Annotated in this window: 12 protein-coding genes; 9 read left to right on the top strand and 3 right to left on the bottom strand. The window is 70.0% G+C overall.

The window, feature by feature from the left end:
- Positions 1-35: 35 nt before the first annotated feature.
- The gene (locus IPH07_14565) at positions 36-809 is read left to right on the top strand and encodes a hypothetical protein (protein ID MBK6918615.1); all 774 of its coding nucleotides are present in this window, start codon (positions 36-38) and stop codon (positions 807-809) included.
- A 13-nt stretch (positions 810-822) separates the two neighbouring features.
- Here IPH07_14565 and IPH07_14570 read toward each other — a convergent pair whose 3' ends face one another.
- Together IPH07_14570 and IPH07_14575 are read right to left on the bottom strand one after the other, a co-directional pair.
- Positions 823-2661, bottom strand: a complete 1839-nt coding sequence (locus IPH07_14570; protein MBK6918616.1) for a c-type cytochrome — start codon at positions 2659-2661, stop codon at positions 823-825.
- Positions 2661-5846: a hypothetical protein gene (locus IPH07_14575; protein MBK6918617.1), complete on the bottom strand. Its 3186-nt coding sequence runs from the start codon at positions 5844-5846 to the stop codon at positions 2661-2663. The genes IPH07_14570 and IPH07_14575 overlap by 1 nt, the downstream gene beginning before the upstream one ends.
- A gap of 128 nt (positions 5847-5974) precedes the next feature.
- Here IPH07_14575 and IPH07_14580 point away from each other — a divergent pair, with 128 nt between their 5' ends.
- The 8 genes from IPH07_14580 (at position 5975) to IPH07_14615 (ending at position 18038) form a co-directional block, all read left to right on the top strand.
- Entirely contained in the window at positions 5975-12682 is a 6708-nt protein-coding gene (locus tag IPH07_14580; GenBank protein ID MBK6918618.1) for a toxin, read from the top strand.
- Positions 12683-12731: 49 nt separating this feature from the next.
- Positions 12732-12953, top strand: coding sequence for a hypothetical protein (locus IPH07_14585; protein MBK6918619.1), 222 nt, complete (start codon positions 12732-12734; stop codon positions 12951-12953).
- Positions 12954-12960: 7 nt separating this feature from the next.
- Positions 12961-13611, top strand: coding sequence for a SpoIIE family protein phosphatase (locus tag IPH07_14590; protein ID MBK6918620.1), 651 nt, complete (start codon positions 12961-12963; stop codon positions 13609-13611).
- A 463-nt stretch (positions 13612-14074) separates the two neighbouring features.
- Positions 14075-14296 carry a hypothetical protein gene (locus tag IPH07_14595; protein MBK6918621.1) on the top strand — a complete coding sequence of 74 codons (222 nt, stop codon included), beginning with the start codon at positions 14075-14077 and terminating at the stop codon, positions 14294-14296.
- A gap of 44 nt (positions 14297-14340) precedes the next feature.
- A complete protein-coding gene (locus IPH07_14600) occupies positions 14341-14787 on the top strand; it encodes a transposase (GenBank protein ID MBK6918622.1) in 447 nt (148 codons plus the stop codon).
- Positions 14784-16337, top strand: coding sequence for an RHS repeat-associated core domain-containing protein (locus IPH07_14605; GenBank protein ID MBK6918623.1), 1554 nt, complete (start codon positions 14784-14786; stop codon positions 16335-16337). Before IPH07_14600 ends, IPH07_14605 begins: the two co-directional genes overlap by 4 nt.
- On the top strand, positions 16334-16726 hold the full coding sequence (locus tag IPH07_14610; GenBank protein ID MBK6918624.1) for a hypothetical protein: 393 nt from the start codon (positions 16334-16336) through the stop codon (positions 16724-16726). Before IPH07_14605 ends, IPH07_14610 begins: the two co-directional genes overlap by 4 nt.
- A 1003-nt stretch (positions 16727-17729) precedes the next feature.
- Positions 17730-18038, top strand: a complete 309-nt coding sequence (locus IPH07_14615) for a hypothetical protein (GenBank protein ID MBK6918625.1) — start codon at positions 17730-17732, stop codon at positions 18036-18038.
- A 123-nt stretch (positions 18039-18161) separates the two neighbouring features.
- Here the strand turns inward: IPH07_14615 and IPH07_14620 are convergent, their stop codons facing one another.
- Positions 18162-18959: a hypothetical protein gene (locus IPH07_14620; GenBank protein ID MBK6918626.1), complete on the bottom strand. Its 798-nt coding sequence runs from the start codon at positions 18957-18959 to the stop codon at positions 18162-18164.
- Between the last annotated feature and the right edge of the window lie 117 nt (positions 18960-19076).

A 19076-nucleotide genomic window follows, 5' to 3' on the forward strand; every position in this document is an offset into this window, starting at 1 on the left:
CGACTCTCGATCGCTACCGTGGATGCGTGCGATGCATGCTGGCAGTCCTCGTGGGTACGGGCCTCGGTGTCGCCACCGCATGCACGGCGGGCCGCAGCTTCGCCTGTCACGACGACGCCGCCTGCGAGAACGCGGGCGTGCACGGCAGCTGCGAGCCGACCGGGTTCTGTGCCTTCCCCGATGACACCTGCGCCAGCGGCCGGCGCTACGGCGCGCTCGCGGGCGATCATCTGGCGGGCACCTGTACCGACGAGGGCAACGCCGACACCACCGCGAACGTCACCGCCGACACCACCGCCGATCCGGGCGACGGCACCACCGTCGCCAGCGAGGGCGACGCCACGGGTACGGGTGCGAGCACGACCACGGGTGCGAGCACGACCGAGCCGGGCACCACCGAAGGCGACGTTGCGACGACGACGGCGACGCTCGACGACAGCGGCGGTGACGTCTCCAGCGGATCCGGCAGCAGCGTCGAGGGCAGCACCGGCGTCGGTACGGCCACGGGCGATGCCACCACCACCGCCGCGAGCATGGGCTCCACCGGCGGCGACGAGTCGGGCGGTGACTATCAGCCGTGCACCAACGACACCGAGTGCGCGCTAGGCCTCGACTGCGTCGCCGATCAGTGCCGCCAGCCCTGCATGGAGGACCAGGACTGCCCCGACGCAGGCGCTTCGGGCGAGCCCGCGTGCCGCAACATCCCGTCGAAGCACTGCGTGCTCGAGTGTGACAGCCCGATGCTGTGCCTGCCGGGGATGGTCTGCACCGACGGTGTCGGCAACCAGCCCAGCTGCCAGTGGCCGTGACGGCGCTGCGCGATCACTGCGGCGCGCCGAAGCGATCGCGCAGCGAACCGAGCAGATCGGCGAGCTGGTGATCATCGAGCGTCTCGCCCCACGCCGGCATGCCGCCCTTGCCCTGCAGCAGCGTCTGCACGATCGCTTCGTCGTCGAACCGCGGTAGCCGCTCGAACAGCGACGGCGCGAAGCCGGAGCCATCACCATCCGCGCCGTGGCACCGCGCGCACCGCTGCGCAAAGGTGGTCGCGCCCGCGGCCGCGTCGCGGGGCAGCGCGACGATGGCCTGCACCCGCGGGTGCACGGCCTGGCGATCGCCCTGATCGCGGAAGGCGACCTCGGCCGCGACCACGCCCACGAGGTCGTCGACGCGATGGAACGACCACAGGTAGTCGGCCGGGAACACCTCGCGCTGCTGCCGACGACCGTGATCGGGAAAATGCGCGTCGTCGGCCACCAAGCGCTCGAGATCGATGGCGTCGAGCGCCTGGTCACCATCGAGGTCGAGCGCCACCTGGGCGCCGCCGTGCTGATGACAGCCGATGCAGTTGGTGCCGGCGTTGCCGCGGCCGTGCTCGAGGTACGGGTTGCTGCACCACGTCGGCGCACCGTCGCCGGTGGCCGCGAGTGCGGCCGCGAGCGACGGCAGCTCGGGGTAGCGCGCGGCCGGATCGGGATCGTCCTCGGTGTAGAACGCGGTGGTGCACATCTTGTAGTGGCGAAACGCCGGCGCCAGCCCCTCGCGGATCGCCGCCGGACGATCGGCACCGAAGTCCTCGTCGGGTCGATCGCTCCACCACAGCGTGGTCCACTGCCAGTGGCGGAGCTCCTTGGTCATGATGTGCAGGCCCGCGAGCCGATAGACCGAGCCGTTGCGCAACGCGATGGTGTAGATGTCGTCGGGGCCAGGGTTCGCGCGGCGGTCGCCCTGCTCGCCCCACGCCGCGTCGCCGCCGGGCGCGAGGCGCTGGGTCAGCGCGTCGCGGTCGGTGTCGAACACCGGCAGGTCGCGACCGAAGTCCGCCCGCTCCCACTGTGCCTTCACGAGGATCGCATCGACGGGGAACTCGTCGTCGAAGCAGCGCGTGAAGTCGTCGTCGCGCTCGGGCACCGCGTCCAACCCGAGGGTGTCGAGCTCGCCGAGGCAATCCATCATGGTGCCGTAGTTGGCGAGCGCGTGCTCGAGCGTCGCGGGGCCGTAGAGAATGCGCGCGATGCCGGAGCTCGCGCCGGCGAGGTTGCGCTGCAGCAGCGCGTCGCACTCGGCCGCCGACAGCTCGGACGGGCACGTGCCCAGCTTCTGCACCTCGCGGATGTAGCGCTCGAGCGGCCAGCTGCTCGCACGCTCGATCGCGTCGGCGTTGGCCTCGAACGCCGCCGCGATGGCATCGGGCGCGAAGGGCTCGCGAACGCGTCGGCCAGCGGGGCCGAGATCGTCGTAGAGCGCCTGGAACATGCGCTTGAAGTCGTCGACGCCGTACCAGGTGTGGAAGCGCGGCACCAGCGGCACATCGTCGGGCAGGGCGAGCGCGTCGTGCCCTGCCCCGCCCGGCGCGAGCCCGAGCAAGGGCACCGGCTCGAGCACCTTGAACACCGTCGCCCACGCGGCCTCGCGACGCGCTCGCATGTCGGCGCGCAGCTGCGGCTCGCGCTCCCGCAGACCGCGGTCGGCGACGTACGGATCGGCGACCCCCGCGAGCTTGCGGCCGAGCAGGTCGGTCTTGCCACCGGCGATGCCCTGCGGGAACGCCTCGGGCTCGCTCGCCGGCGCGGGCTCGGCACATGCCGCAGCGAGCGACGCCACCAGCAATGCCGCCAGCGACCACCGTCGGCGCGGGACCTGCGTACGCGCGGTCAGCATCAGCCCGCCACCTGCAGCGCCGCGTCGGAGGCCGCGAGCATGCGCTCGCCGTTCGGGCCCCGCACCAGGAAGTAGATCCAGCCGCTCGACACGAAGTGGGGGAAGAGCGCCCGCGCACCGTCCTTCATGTCGGTGATGCGATAGCGGGCACCGTCCGCGAGGTCGACGAGGAACAGGTTCGCCACGCCGTCTTCGTAGTGGTGCAGCACCATGAAGCGCTCGTCGAACGAGAAGTTCGGCTTGGCGCCCGGCGTGCAGATCGTCGCGAGCTCGTGGTTGATGTCGATGACGTAGCTGTCGCCGGAGGGCACCGCGTTCACGCGGCGCAGCACATAGCCGAGGCTGGCGCCGCCGGGCCCGGCCAGGCGACTGGCGACCAGCTGTGACGACGGCGACAGCACCGAGTCGCCCTCGTAGGGCGAGCCGACCACCACCGCCGCGTGGGGCTCGTACTGCGTGCCCGTGAAGACCATCGGCGTGATCTTCATGGTCGAGCTGGCGTTGAAGTTGGCCGCAGGGTCGGTGGTGCCGGTGCCGGGATCCGAGGTGAACTGGCTGTTGATGACGAAGTAGTCGCCGCCGTCGAGCCCGCGCGCGACGTGCTGGTAGAGGTTGATGCCACCGGCCGTGCGGCACTGCGGCTCGTCGAATCCGATGAGGGTATCGCCCGCGTCGAGCACGCTCTGCGCACACATGCCGGTGCCCCCGGGTGCGCCCTGGAACACGAAGCCGCTGTTGTCGGGGAAGAAGCCCGGGTCATACAACGCGTCGACCGCGATGTTCTTGCCGCTCGCGAGGTCGGTGATGGTCGCGCCCTCGGGCCCGCCGCCGTTGCCGACGAAGCGCCCGTCGGCGGAGCTGCGGGTCCAGAAGCTGGTCGCGAAGTCGAACGTCACCAGCTCGCGCACGGTGCCGACCTCGCCACCCCAGCTCGCGGTGCGATCAGCGAAGCTGCCGTCGGTGAAGCACCCGCGCATGTCGCCCTCGGTCGGGCAGCCGAACATGCGCACGCCGGCGTCCTGGTTGGCCGCGCCCCAGCCCTCGAAGCGCATGGTCTCGAGGTGCTGCGCGAGCCCGGCGGTGTCGAGGTGGTCGGTGCAGCTGGCCGGCGGCGGCGCCTCGTCGAGCACCTCGTCGAGCCCGACCAGGTCCTGCTCGAACCACTTGCGCAGCACCGCATACTCGTCGAGCCCGAGCTTGGGATGGTTGCCCTTGGGCATGGAGACGCGGCGCTTGAACTGCGCGTAGGGCTGCGTCCAGGCCTCGCCGTAGGCGACCTGGAACAGCGTGCGGAAGCCACCGTACTGCACGCCGGTGGCGGTGATGCCGAGTCGCTCGGTCGCGAACACCGAGCTGTCGTCCTTGGGGTCGACCCGCAGACAGTCGATGCTGGCCTTGGCCTGCGCCGGCGTCATCTCGGCGGGATCGCGACCGAGGCCGCAGATGTCGAGCGCGTGATCGGTGAGGTTGTGCCAGGTCCCCAGTGAGGTGCGCGAGACGGCGTGGCACTCGGCGCAGCGCCGCGTCGCGCACTCGCCCTCGGGGCAGCTGACGTCGTGGATGTCGGCGCCGAGGGTCGCGAGCGCCGAGCGGGCCAGCGCTTCGCCTTCGAGCTCGACCACCGGCAGGCCCTCGTCGATTGCGGTCTCGGCGGTCGGCACCGGCGCCCACGCGCACGCGTCGTGGTTGCGCGCGCATTCCTTGATGAAGGCGATCGCGCGCGCGTACTCCGACTCGGCCCAGGTCGCCTCCGACAGGCCCTCGTTGTCCGGCGGCATCCAGAAGGTGCCGGCGAAGTCGCGGTGCGACTCGGTCACCGTCGCGGTCCACGCCGGCGAGCTGCCGTCGAGGCGATCGATCCAGCTGTCCATCCAGCGTCCGGCGCCGAAGCGGTGGCAGCTCGTGCACGCGCTGGCCTCCTCGCTGACGAGCTGCTCGTGCATGTGCCAGCCCTGGCCCTGCGTGTTGACGATGCTGTAGGGCGCGTCGTTGAAGCCGAGCACGAAGTCCTCGTGCTCGCCCATCTTCGGCACCACCGGCGTGCCGTCAGCCCGCTTCGCGCCGTCGATCCACGGCGAGTGGATGAACGGGTCGGCGTCGTGGCAGTCGGCGCACTGGATGCCCGAGCCGAGCCCGCCGTGGATGCCCGACCACAGCGTCGGCGAGGTCGCCGGCGAGTCGTCGGAGGCCGAACGATCGGCAGGATGCGGCACCGCGGTGCCGTCGGTGCGGGAGTACAGCGCGTTCTGGAAGAAGCAGGTCTTCCCGGTGTAGGGGTTGTGCCCGATCATCGCGATGTCGTTGTACTTGCCCTCTTCCTCCTGGGCCTTGCGGCACAGCAGCACCCAGTGCGTGCCTTCGTCGTTGTCGGCGCTGGTGACCCGCGGGCCGTTGGTCTCGCCATCGACCGCGTTGGGCTCGCAGAGATCGTAGATGTACTGCGGCTCGTCGCACTGCGAGACCTCCTTGTCGGGGTGCGTCACGTTGCCGGCCATGTCGGTGACCGTGGTCGGCAGCGGCGTCGCGGTGCGACAGTCGAAGGTGCCGTAGTCGCCATCGCCGAGCTTGGGGAAGAACGGGATGTCGCCGAGCTCCGCGACGCACAGGTCGGCGTAGGCCTCGGTGCTCGCGATGCGCTCCTCCATGCCGCCGTCGAACTTGCCATCGGCACCGGCGCGATCGAGCGCGCGCGCCAGCGCGAGCTCGGCCTGCGCCACCACCTCGCCGTCCCGCATCACGCACACGTCGATGATGGCCTCGCCGTCGGCGATGCGCGCCAGCATCTCGGGGGTCGGCTCGCCGGTGACCCACGACTGGTCGTAGACCGGCTCGAACGCGCTCGGCTCCACGCTCGGGCCGGCATAGGTCGGACGCTCGAGCCCTCGCACCGGCGCGTCGTCGATGCGCGCGATCGCAGCGGCGTCGCGGCTGCAATCGAGCTCGCCCACGAAGCCCTGGCGCACCCGCAGGTGGAGGCTCTCGTCCTGCGCGAGCGCGCGTGTCAGCACCGCCTGCACCTGCGCGCTGCGATCGTCGTAGGAGACGTCGACGCCGAGCGTGCCCTTCGCCGCACCACCACCGCACGCGGCGACGGTGGGCCCGAGGGCGACGAGCGAGATCAAGGATGCGTGCGTGATGCGGTGCGCCATCTCGGCGGCCAGCATCAGCACGATGCGTGCCAGCATCGTGGCCGTCGTGCGAGGGGCCGCAGCTCACGCTCGCGCCTCGCAATGACGCCGTGGAACGTGGGCCGCAGCCCATTTCGCGGCGGTTCGGCCCGATCTACGGACTGCAACTGTCGTGGCGGGAACCTTTGCGGCGCCGATTCACACGGGGGGGCAGCGCTGGCCACTGCGGTGGCCGTTCCAACCTCTCATCGAACTCGCGCCTGTTCGATCCCGAGGATCCCGCGCGGGTCTTCACGTGGTACCTCGACGAGACCCGCGACGGCAGCGGCAACGTCACCGCGTTCTCGTACAAGTCCGACGACCTGCCGGTGCTCGGCCCGAGCACCGCCGAGCGCAACCGCGGCGCGACCACGCAGCGCTACCTCAAGCGCGTCCGCTACGGCAATCGGCGTCCCGCCATCGCCGACGACTTCGCGTTCGAGATCGTCTTCGACTTCGGCGAGCACGGCGAGGTCGATGGCGCAACGGGCCGCTTCTTGGCCACCCCCGACGAGGCCCGCCCGTGGGCGCTGCGGAGCGACCCCTTCTCGTCGATGCGCGCGGGCTTCGACGTGCGAACGCGGCGTCGATGCGATCGCGTGCTCGTCTTCCATCGTTTCGCCGAGCTCGGGGACACGCCGACGTTGGTCTCGTCGCTCGCGCTCGACTACGACGATGTCGCCCACCTCGCGACGCTGCGCCGCGCGACCCGGCGCAGCCACGTGCGCCACCCCGAGGGCGGCTACGAGATCGCCGAGTTCCCCGCGATGCGCCTGCGCTACTCCGAGGCGCGCATCGGCGCGCAGACCCACACGCTCGACCCCGACGCGCTCGCCCAGCTCCCGCTGGGCATCGACGGCGACGAGTACCGCTTCGTCGATCTCGACGGCGAGGGGCTGCCCGGGATCGTCGCGCAGCGCGGCGACGTGCTCTGCTACATGCCGCCGCTGGGCGACGGGCGCTACGGTGCGCTCGCCCCGGTCGCGTCGCAGGTATCGGCGGCGCGGCTCGGCCAGGACGCGCAGCTCGTCGATCTCGATGGCGACGGTCGACTCGAGCTCACGGTGATGGACGAGGGCTACCACGCCCGTACCGCCAGCGGCGAGTGGGGACCGTGGCGCTCGTTCACCGCGGTGCCGACGATCCCATGGAGCGATCCGCAGCTGCGCCAGCTCGACCTCGACGGTGACGGGCTGCCGGACCTCCTGCTCACCGAGGCGGACCACTTCGTGTGGGTGCCATCGCGGGGTGCCGAGGGCTGGGGAGCGCCGGTGCACCTGCCCAAGCCGGGGGACGAACGCGCGGGCCCAGCGGTGGTGTTCGACGACGCGGCGGGTCGCATCGTGCTCGCCGACATGACCGGCGACGGGCTGCAGGACATCGTGCGCATCGAACACGCCGCGGTGCACTACTGGCCGAACCTCGGCCTCGGTCGCTTCGGCCGGCGGGTGACGATGGATGGCGATCCGTTCTTCGCCGCCGACGACGAGTTCGACGCGCGGCGCGTGCGACTCGGCGACATCGACGGCAGCGGCACCACGGATCTCGTCGTCCTCGACGAGCGTGGCGCGCGGGTGTGGTTCAACCGCTCGGGCAACGGCTGGTCGCCGCCGCAGCGCATCACCGCGTTCCCCGGCGTCGCAGTCACCACCGCGGTCGAGCTGATCGACGTGCGCGGCACCGGCACCAGCTGCCTGGTGTGGTCCGAGGCCGCCGACTGGGCCAAGCCGCTGCCGGTGCGCTACGTCGAGCTCGCGCTCGAGAAGCCGCACTTGCTGGTCGAGGTCGACAACGGCGTCGGCCTCGTGACGCGTCTCGCCTACGAGCCCAGCACCGCACAGTACCTCCGCGATCGCGCCGCGGGGCGGCCGTGGGTGACCCGCCTGCCCTTCCCCGTGCAGGTCGTCACGCGCATCGAGACCGCCGATCTCGTGGCCGGGCGTCGCTTCGTGCAGCGCTTTGCGTACCACCACGGGTACTACGACGGCGTCGAGCGCGAGATGCGGGGGTTCGCGGCCGTCGATCGCTGGGACACCGAGGCGTTCGATGCCGACGGCGATGACGCGCTCTTCGAGCTCGCGCTCTTCGACATCGTCGAGTCGGCGCTGCACCAGCCGCCCGTCCACACGCGCAGCTGGTTCCACACCGGGGCGTATCCAGGCGGCGTGTCGCTGGCAGAGCAGCTCGCGCGCGAGTACTTCGCGGGGGACCCGGCCGCGTGGACGCTGCCCGACACGGTCATGCCCGCCGGCCTCGACCTCGACGACGCCCGCGAGGCCGCGCGGGCGCTCCGCGGCCGCTTGCTGCACGAGGAGATCTACGCGCAGGACGGCAGCGACCGCGAAGGGCTGCCGTACACGGTCACCGAGGCGAACCATGCCGTACGCGTCGTACAGGCCCGTGGCGAGCGCAAGCACGCGGTCGTGTTCGTGCACGAGCGCGAGCGGCTGTCGTACCACTACGAGCGCGACGTCGACGACCCACGGATCTCCCACGCGCTCGTGCTCGACGTCGACGCATACGGCGACGTCCTGCGCGCCGCCGACGTCGGCTATCCCCGCCGCGGCGTGGTCGGGACCCTGCCCGAGCAGCTGCGACGCGCGGTCGTGATCCGCGAGTCGTCGTTCGCTGCTTTCGATGTCGCCGGTGAACCGGATGCCTATCGCGCGAGCGTGCCGGTCGAGTCGCGCAGCTACGAGCTGCTCGGGGCCGACGACGATGGCGCGCCCGTGCAGCTCGCGACCCTGCGGAGCGTCGTCGACGCGGCGCAGCGCGACGCGCCCGAGGCCGCCGATCCGGTCGACGGCGCAGCGCACCTGCGACTGCTGGGCGCGCAGCGGACCTTCTACGCGCAGGACGACGGCGAGGCACCGCGTGGGCTCGGCGACTGCGGGCCGCTCGCATTGGTCCGGGAGGTCCACGCCGCAGCCTTCAGCGACGGCCAGCGCACGGCAATGTACGGCGCCGACGTGGACGACGGCTTGCTCGCGGGCGCGGGCTACGTCGCCGACGACGGCCTGTGGTGGGCCCGTTCGGCCCGTGCGCGCTACGACGCCACGCAGTTCTTCCTCACCGAAGCGGTCTTCAGTCCATTCGGTGACCCACCGACGACGATCGTCTACGACGACCACGCGCTCTTTCCGATCGCGTTCACCGACGCGCTCGGCAACGTCGTCACCGCAACGCACGACTACCGCGTGCTCGCACCGACGATGCTGACGGACGCCAACGGCAACCGCAGCGCGGCTGGCTTCGATGCGCGCGGGATGGTGGTGTGGACCGCCGTCATGGGCAAGGCCGGCCTCGGCGAGGGCGACACGCCCGACGATCCCACCACGCGCTTCGCCTACGACCTCTTCGCGTGGCGGGATCGCGGCGAGCCCAACTTCACCCACGCGTCGGCGCGGGAGCGCCACGGCGATCCGACCACGCGGTGGCTCGAGCGACGCGTGTACAGCGATGGCTCGGGCCGCGTGCTGCTCGAGAAGGCCAGCGCCGAGCCTGGCCTCGCGCCGCAACGCGACGCCGATGGTGCGCTCGTCGTGGTCGATGGCGCGACCGTCGACGCGTTCGCCTCGCCGCGATGGATCGGCAGTGGCCGCACCGTCTTCGACAACAAGGGCAACCCGGTGCGGCAGTACGAGCCGTACTTTTCCGCGACACTTGCGTATGAGTCGGAGGCCGAGCTGCGCGAGCGCGGCGTGACGGCGGTGCTGCACTACGACCCGCTCGGACGCGTCGAGCGAACCGACTTCCCCGACGGGACGCATGCCCGGGTCGAGCGCACGCCTTGGCTCGAGCGCAGCTACGACGGTAACGACACCGTGCTGGCGTCGGCGTGGCATGCGGCGCGCATCGCCCTGCCGGGCGCGACGCCCGACGAGCTGGCCCAGCGTCGCGCTGCGGCGCTCGCCACGGCCCACGCGGACACGCCCACGATGACCCACGCCGACGCGCTCGGCCGCGCCGTGCGGACCATCGAGGACGCCGGGGTGCTCGGGCAGCTCGAGACGCGCGTCGAGCTCGACGTCGTCGGCAACGTGCTGCGGGTGATCGATGCCCGGGGCAACCTCGCCGAGTCGCGGACCTTCGGCATGCTGCGTCAGGTGCTGCGAACCGACTCTGCAGACGCCGGGTGGCGTCGGATCTTGTTCGATGCTGCCGGTGGTGTGGTGCGCAGCTGGAACGCGCGCGGCTTCGCATCGCGCGTCGTGGTCGACGCGTTGCGGCGGGGGACGCACGTGTTCGTCACACCGCCGGGCGGGGTCGAGATGCTGGTGACGCGCACCGTCTGGGGCGAGGAGGTCGCGACCGCGGTCGCCGACAACCTGCGCGGACGCGTGTTTCGCGTGTACGACGGCGCCGGCGAGCACACGAATGTGCGGCATGACTTCGCGGGGAACCTGCTGCAGCAAGCGGTACGATTGAATCGCGCCGTCGAGGGCACCCAGGACTGGAGCGGCTTGGGTGGCGCGAGCGATCCGGATGCGATCGCGGCGATCGCCGACGCGTCGCTCGAGCCGACCTCGTTCGTGGCCACGATGCAGTACGACGCGCTCAGGCGCTTGGTCTCGCGGACGACGCCCGACGGCTCCGAGACGCGCACGCGGTTCAACGAAGCGGGTCTACTCGAGGCGGTCGACGTGCGCGTGCGGGGCGCGGCGGAGCCGAGCGCGATCGTGACGGCGGTCGACTACGACGCCCGCGGTCAGCGGCTGCGGTGCGTGCACGGCAACGGCACCACGGCGAGCTACGCCTACGAGCCCGACACCTTCCGGCTCTCGCGCATGCGCTTGGTACGGGCGTCCGACGACGCCGTGCTGCAGGACCTGCGCTACACCTACGACCCGGTCGGCAACATCGTGGAGATCCGCGACGGCGCGCAGCCGCGGGTGTTCTTCGACAACGACGTGGTGAGCGCGGACCAGCGGTTCGAGTACGACGCGCTGTACCGGCTGAGCTCGGCGAGCGGTCGGGAGCTGCGATCGCTGTCGCAACCGGTGGATGCGGAGGTGGCCTTCAGCCTGCAGCCGCACGCGGACGACCCCGCGGCGCTGCGGAGGTACGAGGAGACGTACGCGTGGGACGCGGTGGGGAACATCGTGGAGCTGCGGCACACCGCGGCGGGTGGCAACTTCACGCGGCGGTATGCGTACGCGCCCGGCGGCAACCGGCTGCTGCGCAACTCGGCGCCGGGCGAGGCTGCGGAGCCGTTCTCGCACTCGTACAGCTACGACGAGCATGGCAACATGACCGGCATGCCGCACCTCGCAGCGATGGCGTGGGACCACGCCGACCGACTGCAGCACTGCGACTTGGGTGGTGGCGGCGAGGTGTGGTTCGTGTACGACGCTAGCGGTGCGCGGGTGCGCAAGGTGCAGCGCAACGCCTCGGGCTCGCGCGTGCGCGAGCGGGTGTACCTCGGGGAGTTCGAGCTGTACCGCGAACGGGCGGCGAACGACGTCGCGCCGGAGCTCGAGCGGCAGACGCTGCATGTCGGCGATGGGACGCGGCGGCTGTGCTTGGTCGAAACGCTGACGGTCGACGACGGGGAGCCCGTCGCGGCGCCCGTGAGCGTGCCGCGGTTCCAGCATGGCAATCACCTCGACTCGGCTTCGCTCGAGCTCGACGGTGATGCGGCGGTGATCTCGTACGAGGAGTTTCATCCGTTCGGGACCACGAGCTACGCGGCGAATGACGGCGCGGTCGAGGTGAGCGCGAAGCGGTACCGGTACATCGGCAAGGAGCGCGACGAGGAGACCGGGCTGTATCACCTCGGGGCGCGGTATTACGCGAGCTGGCTGGGGCGCTGGACGGCGGCGGATCCCACAGGGCTCGCGGATGGGGACAACCGGTATGCGTACTGCCGGGGGAGCCCAACGACGTTCCGCGACGTGACTGGCGCCGCGCGAGAGAGCGTGGCGGGTGCGCTCGTTCTGCACCAAAACGAGCTGACTCGGGCGATCAGCGAGGCAGGTTCGCCCACAATCGCGGATGCGCTGCGAGACGAACTCGCGACCGTCACTGGTGAGCTCGAGCAGGAACTGGCGGACCTCGCCCGGCGGCAAGAGGGGCGCGATCAACTCCGCCGCTCGGACCTCAGCGGGCGTGTGCGTGCTGCTGCCGCCGAAGCAACGCACGGGTCGATGTCGACCGGCACGCCAACCGACGCAATCGATCGAGCATTCGACCCGCGCGAACTGCAGCGGGCTGAACTCGCGCAGATGAACGGGCTCGGCTTCATCGCCAACGGAGCGTTTCAGAAGGCGTCCGTGGCGCTCGAGCAGGCGGGCGTGATCGAACCGATGTCGGACCAGGAGCGGCGCATCCGCGGTCTCTCCGCTGGCGATCTTCTCGACAATGTCACGGGCTTCTCGGCGCCCGGCGGGAGAACGCCTTCGAGTCGGCCGCCGTCGCCGAGCCGCGCGCCGCTCAAGAACCGAAGCGGCGCGCTGAATGATGCGGGCCGTGTACGCCGGACCGCGCCAGGGGCGTCATCTGCAAACGCCCCCGCTGGCGGGCCGGCGCCCGACGCCGCAGAGGGGGGAGGGAATCCGAGCTATCAGATCATCGATGGCGTTCGTCGTTCCAAGGCTGCGGAGATCGCGGCGCAGCAGGGCGTGGGAACCGGACGCATCTCGGCGCAGGTCGTGGAAGGCGGTAGAGTCACAGGCACGGTCCAAGTGGAAGCGGGCTTGCTCCTGTCGCCGAAGTCGTCCATCAGCACGGCCGGGTCCGGCCTGGACCGCTGGCTGAGCACGCTACGGCAAACCCTTGGCGGGTCGAAACCGCCGCCGATTCAGGTCCAACGCGGCTCTGCGGGAACCCCGATTCGGGACGTCGTCATCGAGTAGGAGACGTTAGGTGATACCGAGCGTACAAGAACGAGGAGCCCTCGGAGCGATGAACGCGGCCCTCGTCGAACTGAGGCGACTGGCCTACCAAGGCGTTGATGGACAGGTTCTCGCCGACCTTCTCGACTTGGTGGAGTACCTCCCACGCCTGCTCGCCGATGCGGACGACCGGACGAACGATTTCAGAAACGTGCTCGTTGACCTCGTCGCGCGACGGGCCGAGTTCCAGCTGGCACTCGACAGGTTCGACCATCCGTCGACTCCGTGGTGACGCTTCGATGTTCACGGCGTCACTGGTTGCGTCCGACCGCGCCCACCCGGAGGATGCGGTGCTCGTCATTGAGAACGACGCAGGGACGGCCCTCGTCGTAGCCGATGGTGCCGGCGGTATCGCCGGCGGGGCCCGGGCCGCGCAACTCGTGATCGCGAGTTTCGCGGCCGCCATGGCCGACGCCTTTGGGGCCCCGCCGACGTCGCAGAGTTGGTGTCGTTTCCTCTGTCAGCTCGACGAACAACTGGCTCGCGATGCCGCCGCGGGGGAGGCTACGGCCGTCGTCGCCTCGATTCACGAAGGCGTCGTCGTCGGGGCTAGTGTCGGAGACAGCGAGGCGTGGCTGGTATCGAGCGCCGAGCGCAGGGACTTGACCGCCGCGCAGCAGAAGGCGCGCCTCGGGTCCAACCGGGCATCGCCGGTCGGGTTCGAGGCAACCGTAGTGCCTGATTCCATCATGCTCGCGGCAACAGATGGCCTGTTCCGCTCCGCGCCTGCCGACGCCATCTGTAGCGCACTTCGCGGATCACCCTCACCCTCACCGGCGAAGTTGGTGGCCTTGGCCCGGAGCAGTTCGGGCAAGCTGTACGACGACGTCGGCCTCGTCGTCGTCGCAAGTATGTGCGGGACGGCACTCGCCTGCCAACGCGGGGGCTGATCCGTCATCCGGCAACGAGGTCAAGCGGCCCGAAGCGCGCGTCCGACATCCATTCGGCCGAGGTCGTCGCGGCGACGCGAGGAGCTGCTCCCCCAGCCATCGCCGCAGAGGGGGGAGCAATCGAACTTCCCGCGCTGTCGGCATCCACACGTGCGCAGTTCATCTCCAGCGCAACGCAGGTCGGTCGCGGTGGAGCGAGTCCGAGTGAACAGGCGATTCAAAGCCACGCGAGTCGCCCAGGAAGTGCCTTCACAAGCGCCGGAGGCAACGCGGCGCAGAACACTGCGTTCGGACGGCAGTTCCTGGACGACCTATTCGCGAGTCCGGGCATGACGGTGACGCACCGAGTGCACAAGGTGCACGGTCAAGTCACGGATGTTAGGCTGCCAAGCGGCGCTGGCGCGCAGTTCACCGGCGATGGCCGCTTCATCGGGCTCCTGGAACGCTACACGCCGAGGTAACCATGGCTTGGACCGCAGACCTGACCAACGACCCCGATAAGGGTTACGCACTCTGCATCGACCTCTGGGAGGGCGAGGAGCATCGCGGGCGAATCGAGCGCGACGCCACGGGCGCACTCGCCTTGCGTGTGTACGGTGAGACCGTGGTTCCCGCGGCCTGGCTCGCGAACCTGCTGACACAGGCCCAGGACGACTTGATCGACTCAGGCCGGGGCGCCCGGTGAAGTGGCCCTGACCCGAGTTGGTGGACAGCCGAGATGAGGGCACAATGCCAAGAAGAGTCGAGGTCGAGGTGTCCGAACCAAAGAAACGGAAGCGCCGTTCGTTCACGGCGGAGTTCAAGGCCGAGGTCGTTCGCCTGGTGAACGCCGGCGGCAAGAGCATCGCCCAAGTCGCTGCAGATCTCGACCTCGGGCAAACGGCCGTGCGTGCGTGGGTGAAGCAAGCAGAGGTCGATGCCGGCCAGCAGCCTGCCGGCCAAGGGCCGCTGACGACGGACGAGCGTGACGAGCTGCGCTGCGGAGGTACGAGGAGACGTACGCGTGGGACGCGGTGGGGAACATCGTGGAGCTGCGGCACACCGCGGCGGGTGGCAACTTCACGCGGCGGTATGCGTACGCGCCCGGCGGCAACCGGCTGCTGCGCAACTCGGCGCCGGGCGAGGCTGCGGAGCCGTTCTCGCACTCGTACAGCTACGACGAGCATGGCAACATGACCGGCATGCCGCACCTCGCCGCGATGGCGTGGGACCACGCCGACCGACTGCAGCACTGCGACTTGGGTGGTGGCGGCGAGGTGTGGTTCGTGTACGACGCCAGCGGAGCGCGGGTGCGCAAGGTGCAGCGCAACGCCTCGGGCTCGCGCGTGCGCGAGCGGGTCTACCTCGGGGAGTTCGAGCTGTACCGCGAACGGGCCGCGAACGACGTCGCGCCGGAACTCGAGCGGCAGACGCTGCATGTCGGCGATGGGACGCGGCGGCTGTGCTTGGTCGAAACGCTGACGGTCGACGACGGGGAGCCCGTCGCGGCGCCCGTGATCGTGCCGCGGTTCCAGCATGGCAATCACCTCGACTCGGCTTCGCTCGAGCTCGATGGTGATGCGGCGGTGATCTCGTACGAGGAGTTTCATCCGTTCGGGACCACGAGCTACGCGGCGAATGACGGCGCGGTCGAGGTGAGCGCGAAGCGGTACCGGTACATCGGCAAGGAGCGCGACGAGGAGACCGGGCTGTATCACCTCGGGGCCCGGTACTACGCGGCGTGGTTGGGGCGCTGGACGGCCGCGGATCCGATCGGGATGGCCGGGGGGATCAACCTCTACGAGTACGCGAGGTCGAACCCGGTCACGATGAGCGACCCGAGCGGGATGGCGCCGCCGCAACAGCCGCAAGAAATCCGCATCCTGCGCCCCGAAGAGTTGGCGCAGGACAGGGCCATCGAGATCGGTCCCCGCGGGAAGGTCGAGTTCCGCGACTTCACCCCGGCGGAGATCCAGCAGGGCCGCGCCGAGGTCGAGCGAAGGAACCGCGACTTCAGGGAGGGCATCTACGAGTCCCTGGCGAACCCGCGGGAGACGCCACGTCAGCGCGAGCGAAGACAGCGCAACGCGGCGATCAAGGCGAAGCAGGAAGCGGGCGAGCCCTTGTTCCCTGCGCAGGGTACCGGGCAGGCGCCCGGGCGCCCTGCGAACACCGACGCCTACGGCAACTACTCGCCGTACCTCCAGGCCGTCAACGAGACCCGGGCGCTGTACGGCCCCGACGCCGGGCCAGGGCCCGGCGGCCCAACGGACCCGCTGATCAACCCCATCGTGCAGCAGGGCGGCCCGGCCGGTGACAAGGTGTTTGCGGCGTTCATCGGCGCGGCGTTGCGCAAGGGCGGGTTCCTCAGTGGTCCGGGGAAGCCGGAGCCGGCACCGGTGTCTCCCGCCCAAACGCAAGGAGCGCTCCCCGGGCCTGCCGCCGCAGAGGGGGGAGTCGATGCAGCTGCGTCCGCGCTTCCCAAGGGACCCATTCAAGTCACTCCTCAAGGCGTGGCGCTGCCTGCTGGAGGCAAGTACCAGATTCCGGCACGCTACGTGGAAAACCCTCATCGTGCCGGCAGCTACGGCGAGGTGGTCGACGGGAAATTCGTCGAACGAATCAGGATCGATCCTCCGACGCCGCCGGGAACGAAAGGGCCGAACTACAGCCACTACCACCTCGACGGGCGAGGACAGCACTACAGCCCTCGGCCTAGCGATCGGGATCCGGGATTCTCTCCATGACACGCCGCTTCGAAGACCTTCCGTGGCACGACGCAGTCGTTCTCTCGATTGAGATTCCCCGCCGCCGGCCGGGAGTCGCCGACGAGGTCCTGCTGTCGATGCTCTGGCCAGACGGGCACCACTCGACGGTCGCGTTCTCGGACTGCTTCGCTCTTATCGCGACGATGAACTTCGGCATCGTCGCCGCGGAGACGGTGAGGTCAGCGACCGAACACGACGACGACGACGACCTGCTGCAGCGGCAGCGCGCCAAGTGGAGCCATCTCGGCGTGGACCTCTCCGGTCTGAAGCGGTTCACGCTCGAAACCAACTCCACCGCGAGTACGCTCGTCGTGCTCGCGCTTGCTTGGGCCGAGCGCGACAACGACGCTGTTCCCGAGACCAAGTAGTGAGCAGCCCTCCGCGTATGCCCACGCGAGTCAGCAGCCCCACGCGCGCGCGCACTTGCAGCCGATGACCGCGATTTCGTCCACGGAACTGTGGACATTCCGGTTGAGCGTGGTGATGTGAATGCACAACCCCGCTGGCGAACGAATCGGCCTCGATGGCCGTGTGGTGCCGCCTGAATCCCCCGAAGCTCATCTCCCGCTGCGACTCCCGTAGGAGAAGAACGCGATGGACTACTCGGCCCTTCATGACGCCACACTGCAGGCGGTCCAACTTCAGTGGACCGAGGGGGTGGTTCGCGTCTCTTTGATCTACTTCGATGGGGACCGTCGGCGTCACGGTTCCATTCTAGGCACGAACGTCTCCGACCTGAGCTGTCCGCGGGCCTTCCCTTGGGGGAGGAGTCACTCAATCAACACCGTTTCGCTGGACGAGAGCGAGACGGCGGCACGCCTTCTCGTGGAAATGCAAAGCGGAGATCAGATCGTCATCGTAGCGGACGCATTCTCCTTCGAAGAAGGCGATGTGATACCGAAGGTGATCATCACCCCCCTTCGGACCTCGACGGCTCGCCCAGCTCCGGGTGATGCGGCGAGCGCAGCGTCGTGGATTAGGCGCCGCCGCCGGTCAAGCAGCCCGAAGCGCACTGCCACTTGCACCCGATGACCGCGGTTTCTTCCACGGAACTGTGGAGATTCCGATCGAGCGTGGCGACGTGAACCCTGCGGCGGAACTTCCTCGTCGCACACGCTGACCACCGCCGGAATCTGCCGAGGGTGCCGGAGCAGGCTGCGGCACACCGCGTCCGGCGGCAACTTCACGCGGCGGTACGTGTACGCGCCCGGCGGCAACCGGCTGCTGCGCAACTCGGCGCCGGGCGAGGCTGCGGAGCCGTTCTCACCCCTGCGCCGTGCGCGGGTTCGGGCGGCCTGCCTTCACCATGCTCAGCCACCGCCGCGGCGTGATCGGAATGCCCCCGCCCCACTGGCGCGTTCCACCGACGCGATGCGTCTTCGGTTCGCCACGGGCGTGCTCGCCCTGCTCGGTGTCGTGCTGATCGTCGCGTACGCCCGCTGGGGCTGGCTCGAGTCGCTCGACGACGACGCGCTCGGCAAGCGGCTGCTCGAGTCGCGTGGGGTGATCTGTACGCCGAAGATCGTCGAGCGCGTCGACGAGGGCGTGCTGCGGGTCGTGTGCGCCGATGGCAAGTTCGCCTTCGCCCCGGTCGCGTCGTGCAGCGAGTCGTTCGCGTGCGCGTCGCTCGGCTTCGACGCGGCGTGCTGGGAATCGGTGCCGGTCCCCGCGCCGTGGTGAGCCGTCGCCGCAGGGGGGGCACGCGCGGTGCCTTGGCCCCGCACTCGGTGTCGCAGCCGCGACGGCCGGGCTGGCGATCGCACCGCCGCACCAGGCGAGACTCGCGGGGCGCCAAGGCGGCACTCACATGCACGAGACGCCGTCGGCGTCGCAGCTGGTGCAGCAGCCCGAGCCCATGTAGCCGCACGCGGCTCCGGCCGGGGCGCAGCTCTCGAACACCACCGTCACGATCGCACCGCGCAGGCGCTCGTCGCTGACGGAGAGCTCCGCACGACGGTAGCCACCCTGCTCGGGCACCTGGAGCTCGATGCGTTCGCCCTCGGACGAGACATAGTCGCCGGCGTCGGAGACGGTGGTCCACGTGAAGCCCGTGATCGCCGCATCGACCGGTGAGCTCGCGCTGCCCTCGAGCATCAGCGTCGCGCCACGTTCGACCGTGACGGTCGCGCTGTTCATGTTGCCCGTGACCTCGCCGCTGGCGACCCCGCGCCACCGAATCGTCGGCTCGGGTCGGGTCCACTCGGTGTCGGGCCTGCAGAATCCGTCGGTGGGCTCGCAGGTGTAGTGATCGGGGCAGTCGGCGGCGCACGGTCGCTGGCAGTAGCCCTGGTCCTTCGCGGGGGTGCCGTCGAAGAACTCGACGACCGGATCGAAGATCGACTCGCGATCGACGCACACCCAGTCGTCGCGGCAATCGTCGACCACCGAGCCGTGCTCGGCACACGCGCCGTTGGGGCACTTGCACAGCGAGTGCGAGCACAGGTTCGCCGTGGTGCACACGCCCGAGCTGCACTCGTCGTCGGCGTGACAGACGTCGCCGTCGGTCGGCGCGTCATCACCCGCCGCACCGAAGATGTCGCAAGCACCCGCGCCGAGCACGAGCACGAGCGCGAGCGGCCAGGGCCTGTGTTGCCGGAGCATGGCCACCAGCGTACGCACCGCGTCGCCGATGGACTGCGACCCAGCGCACGGGGAGGCGGGGACGAAACGTGGTGCGTGTCGGCGGGCGCCTCGACCCCGACCCTGCTAAGACGAAGT

This window comes from Deltaproteobacteria bacterium, from assembly GCA_016709225.1.
GTDB classification, from domain to species: Bacteria; Myxococcota_A; Polyangia; order Nannocystales; family Nannocystaceae; genus Xiheibacterium; species Xiheibacterium phototrophicum.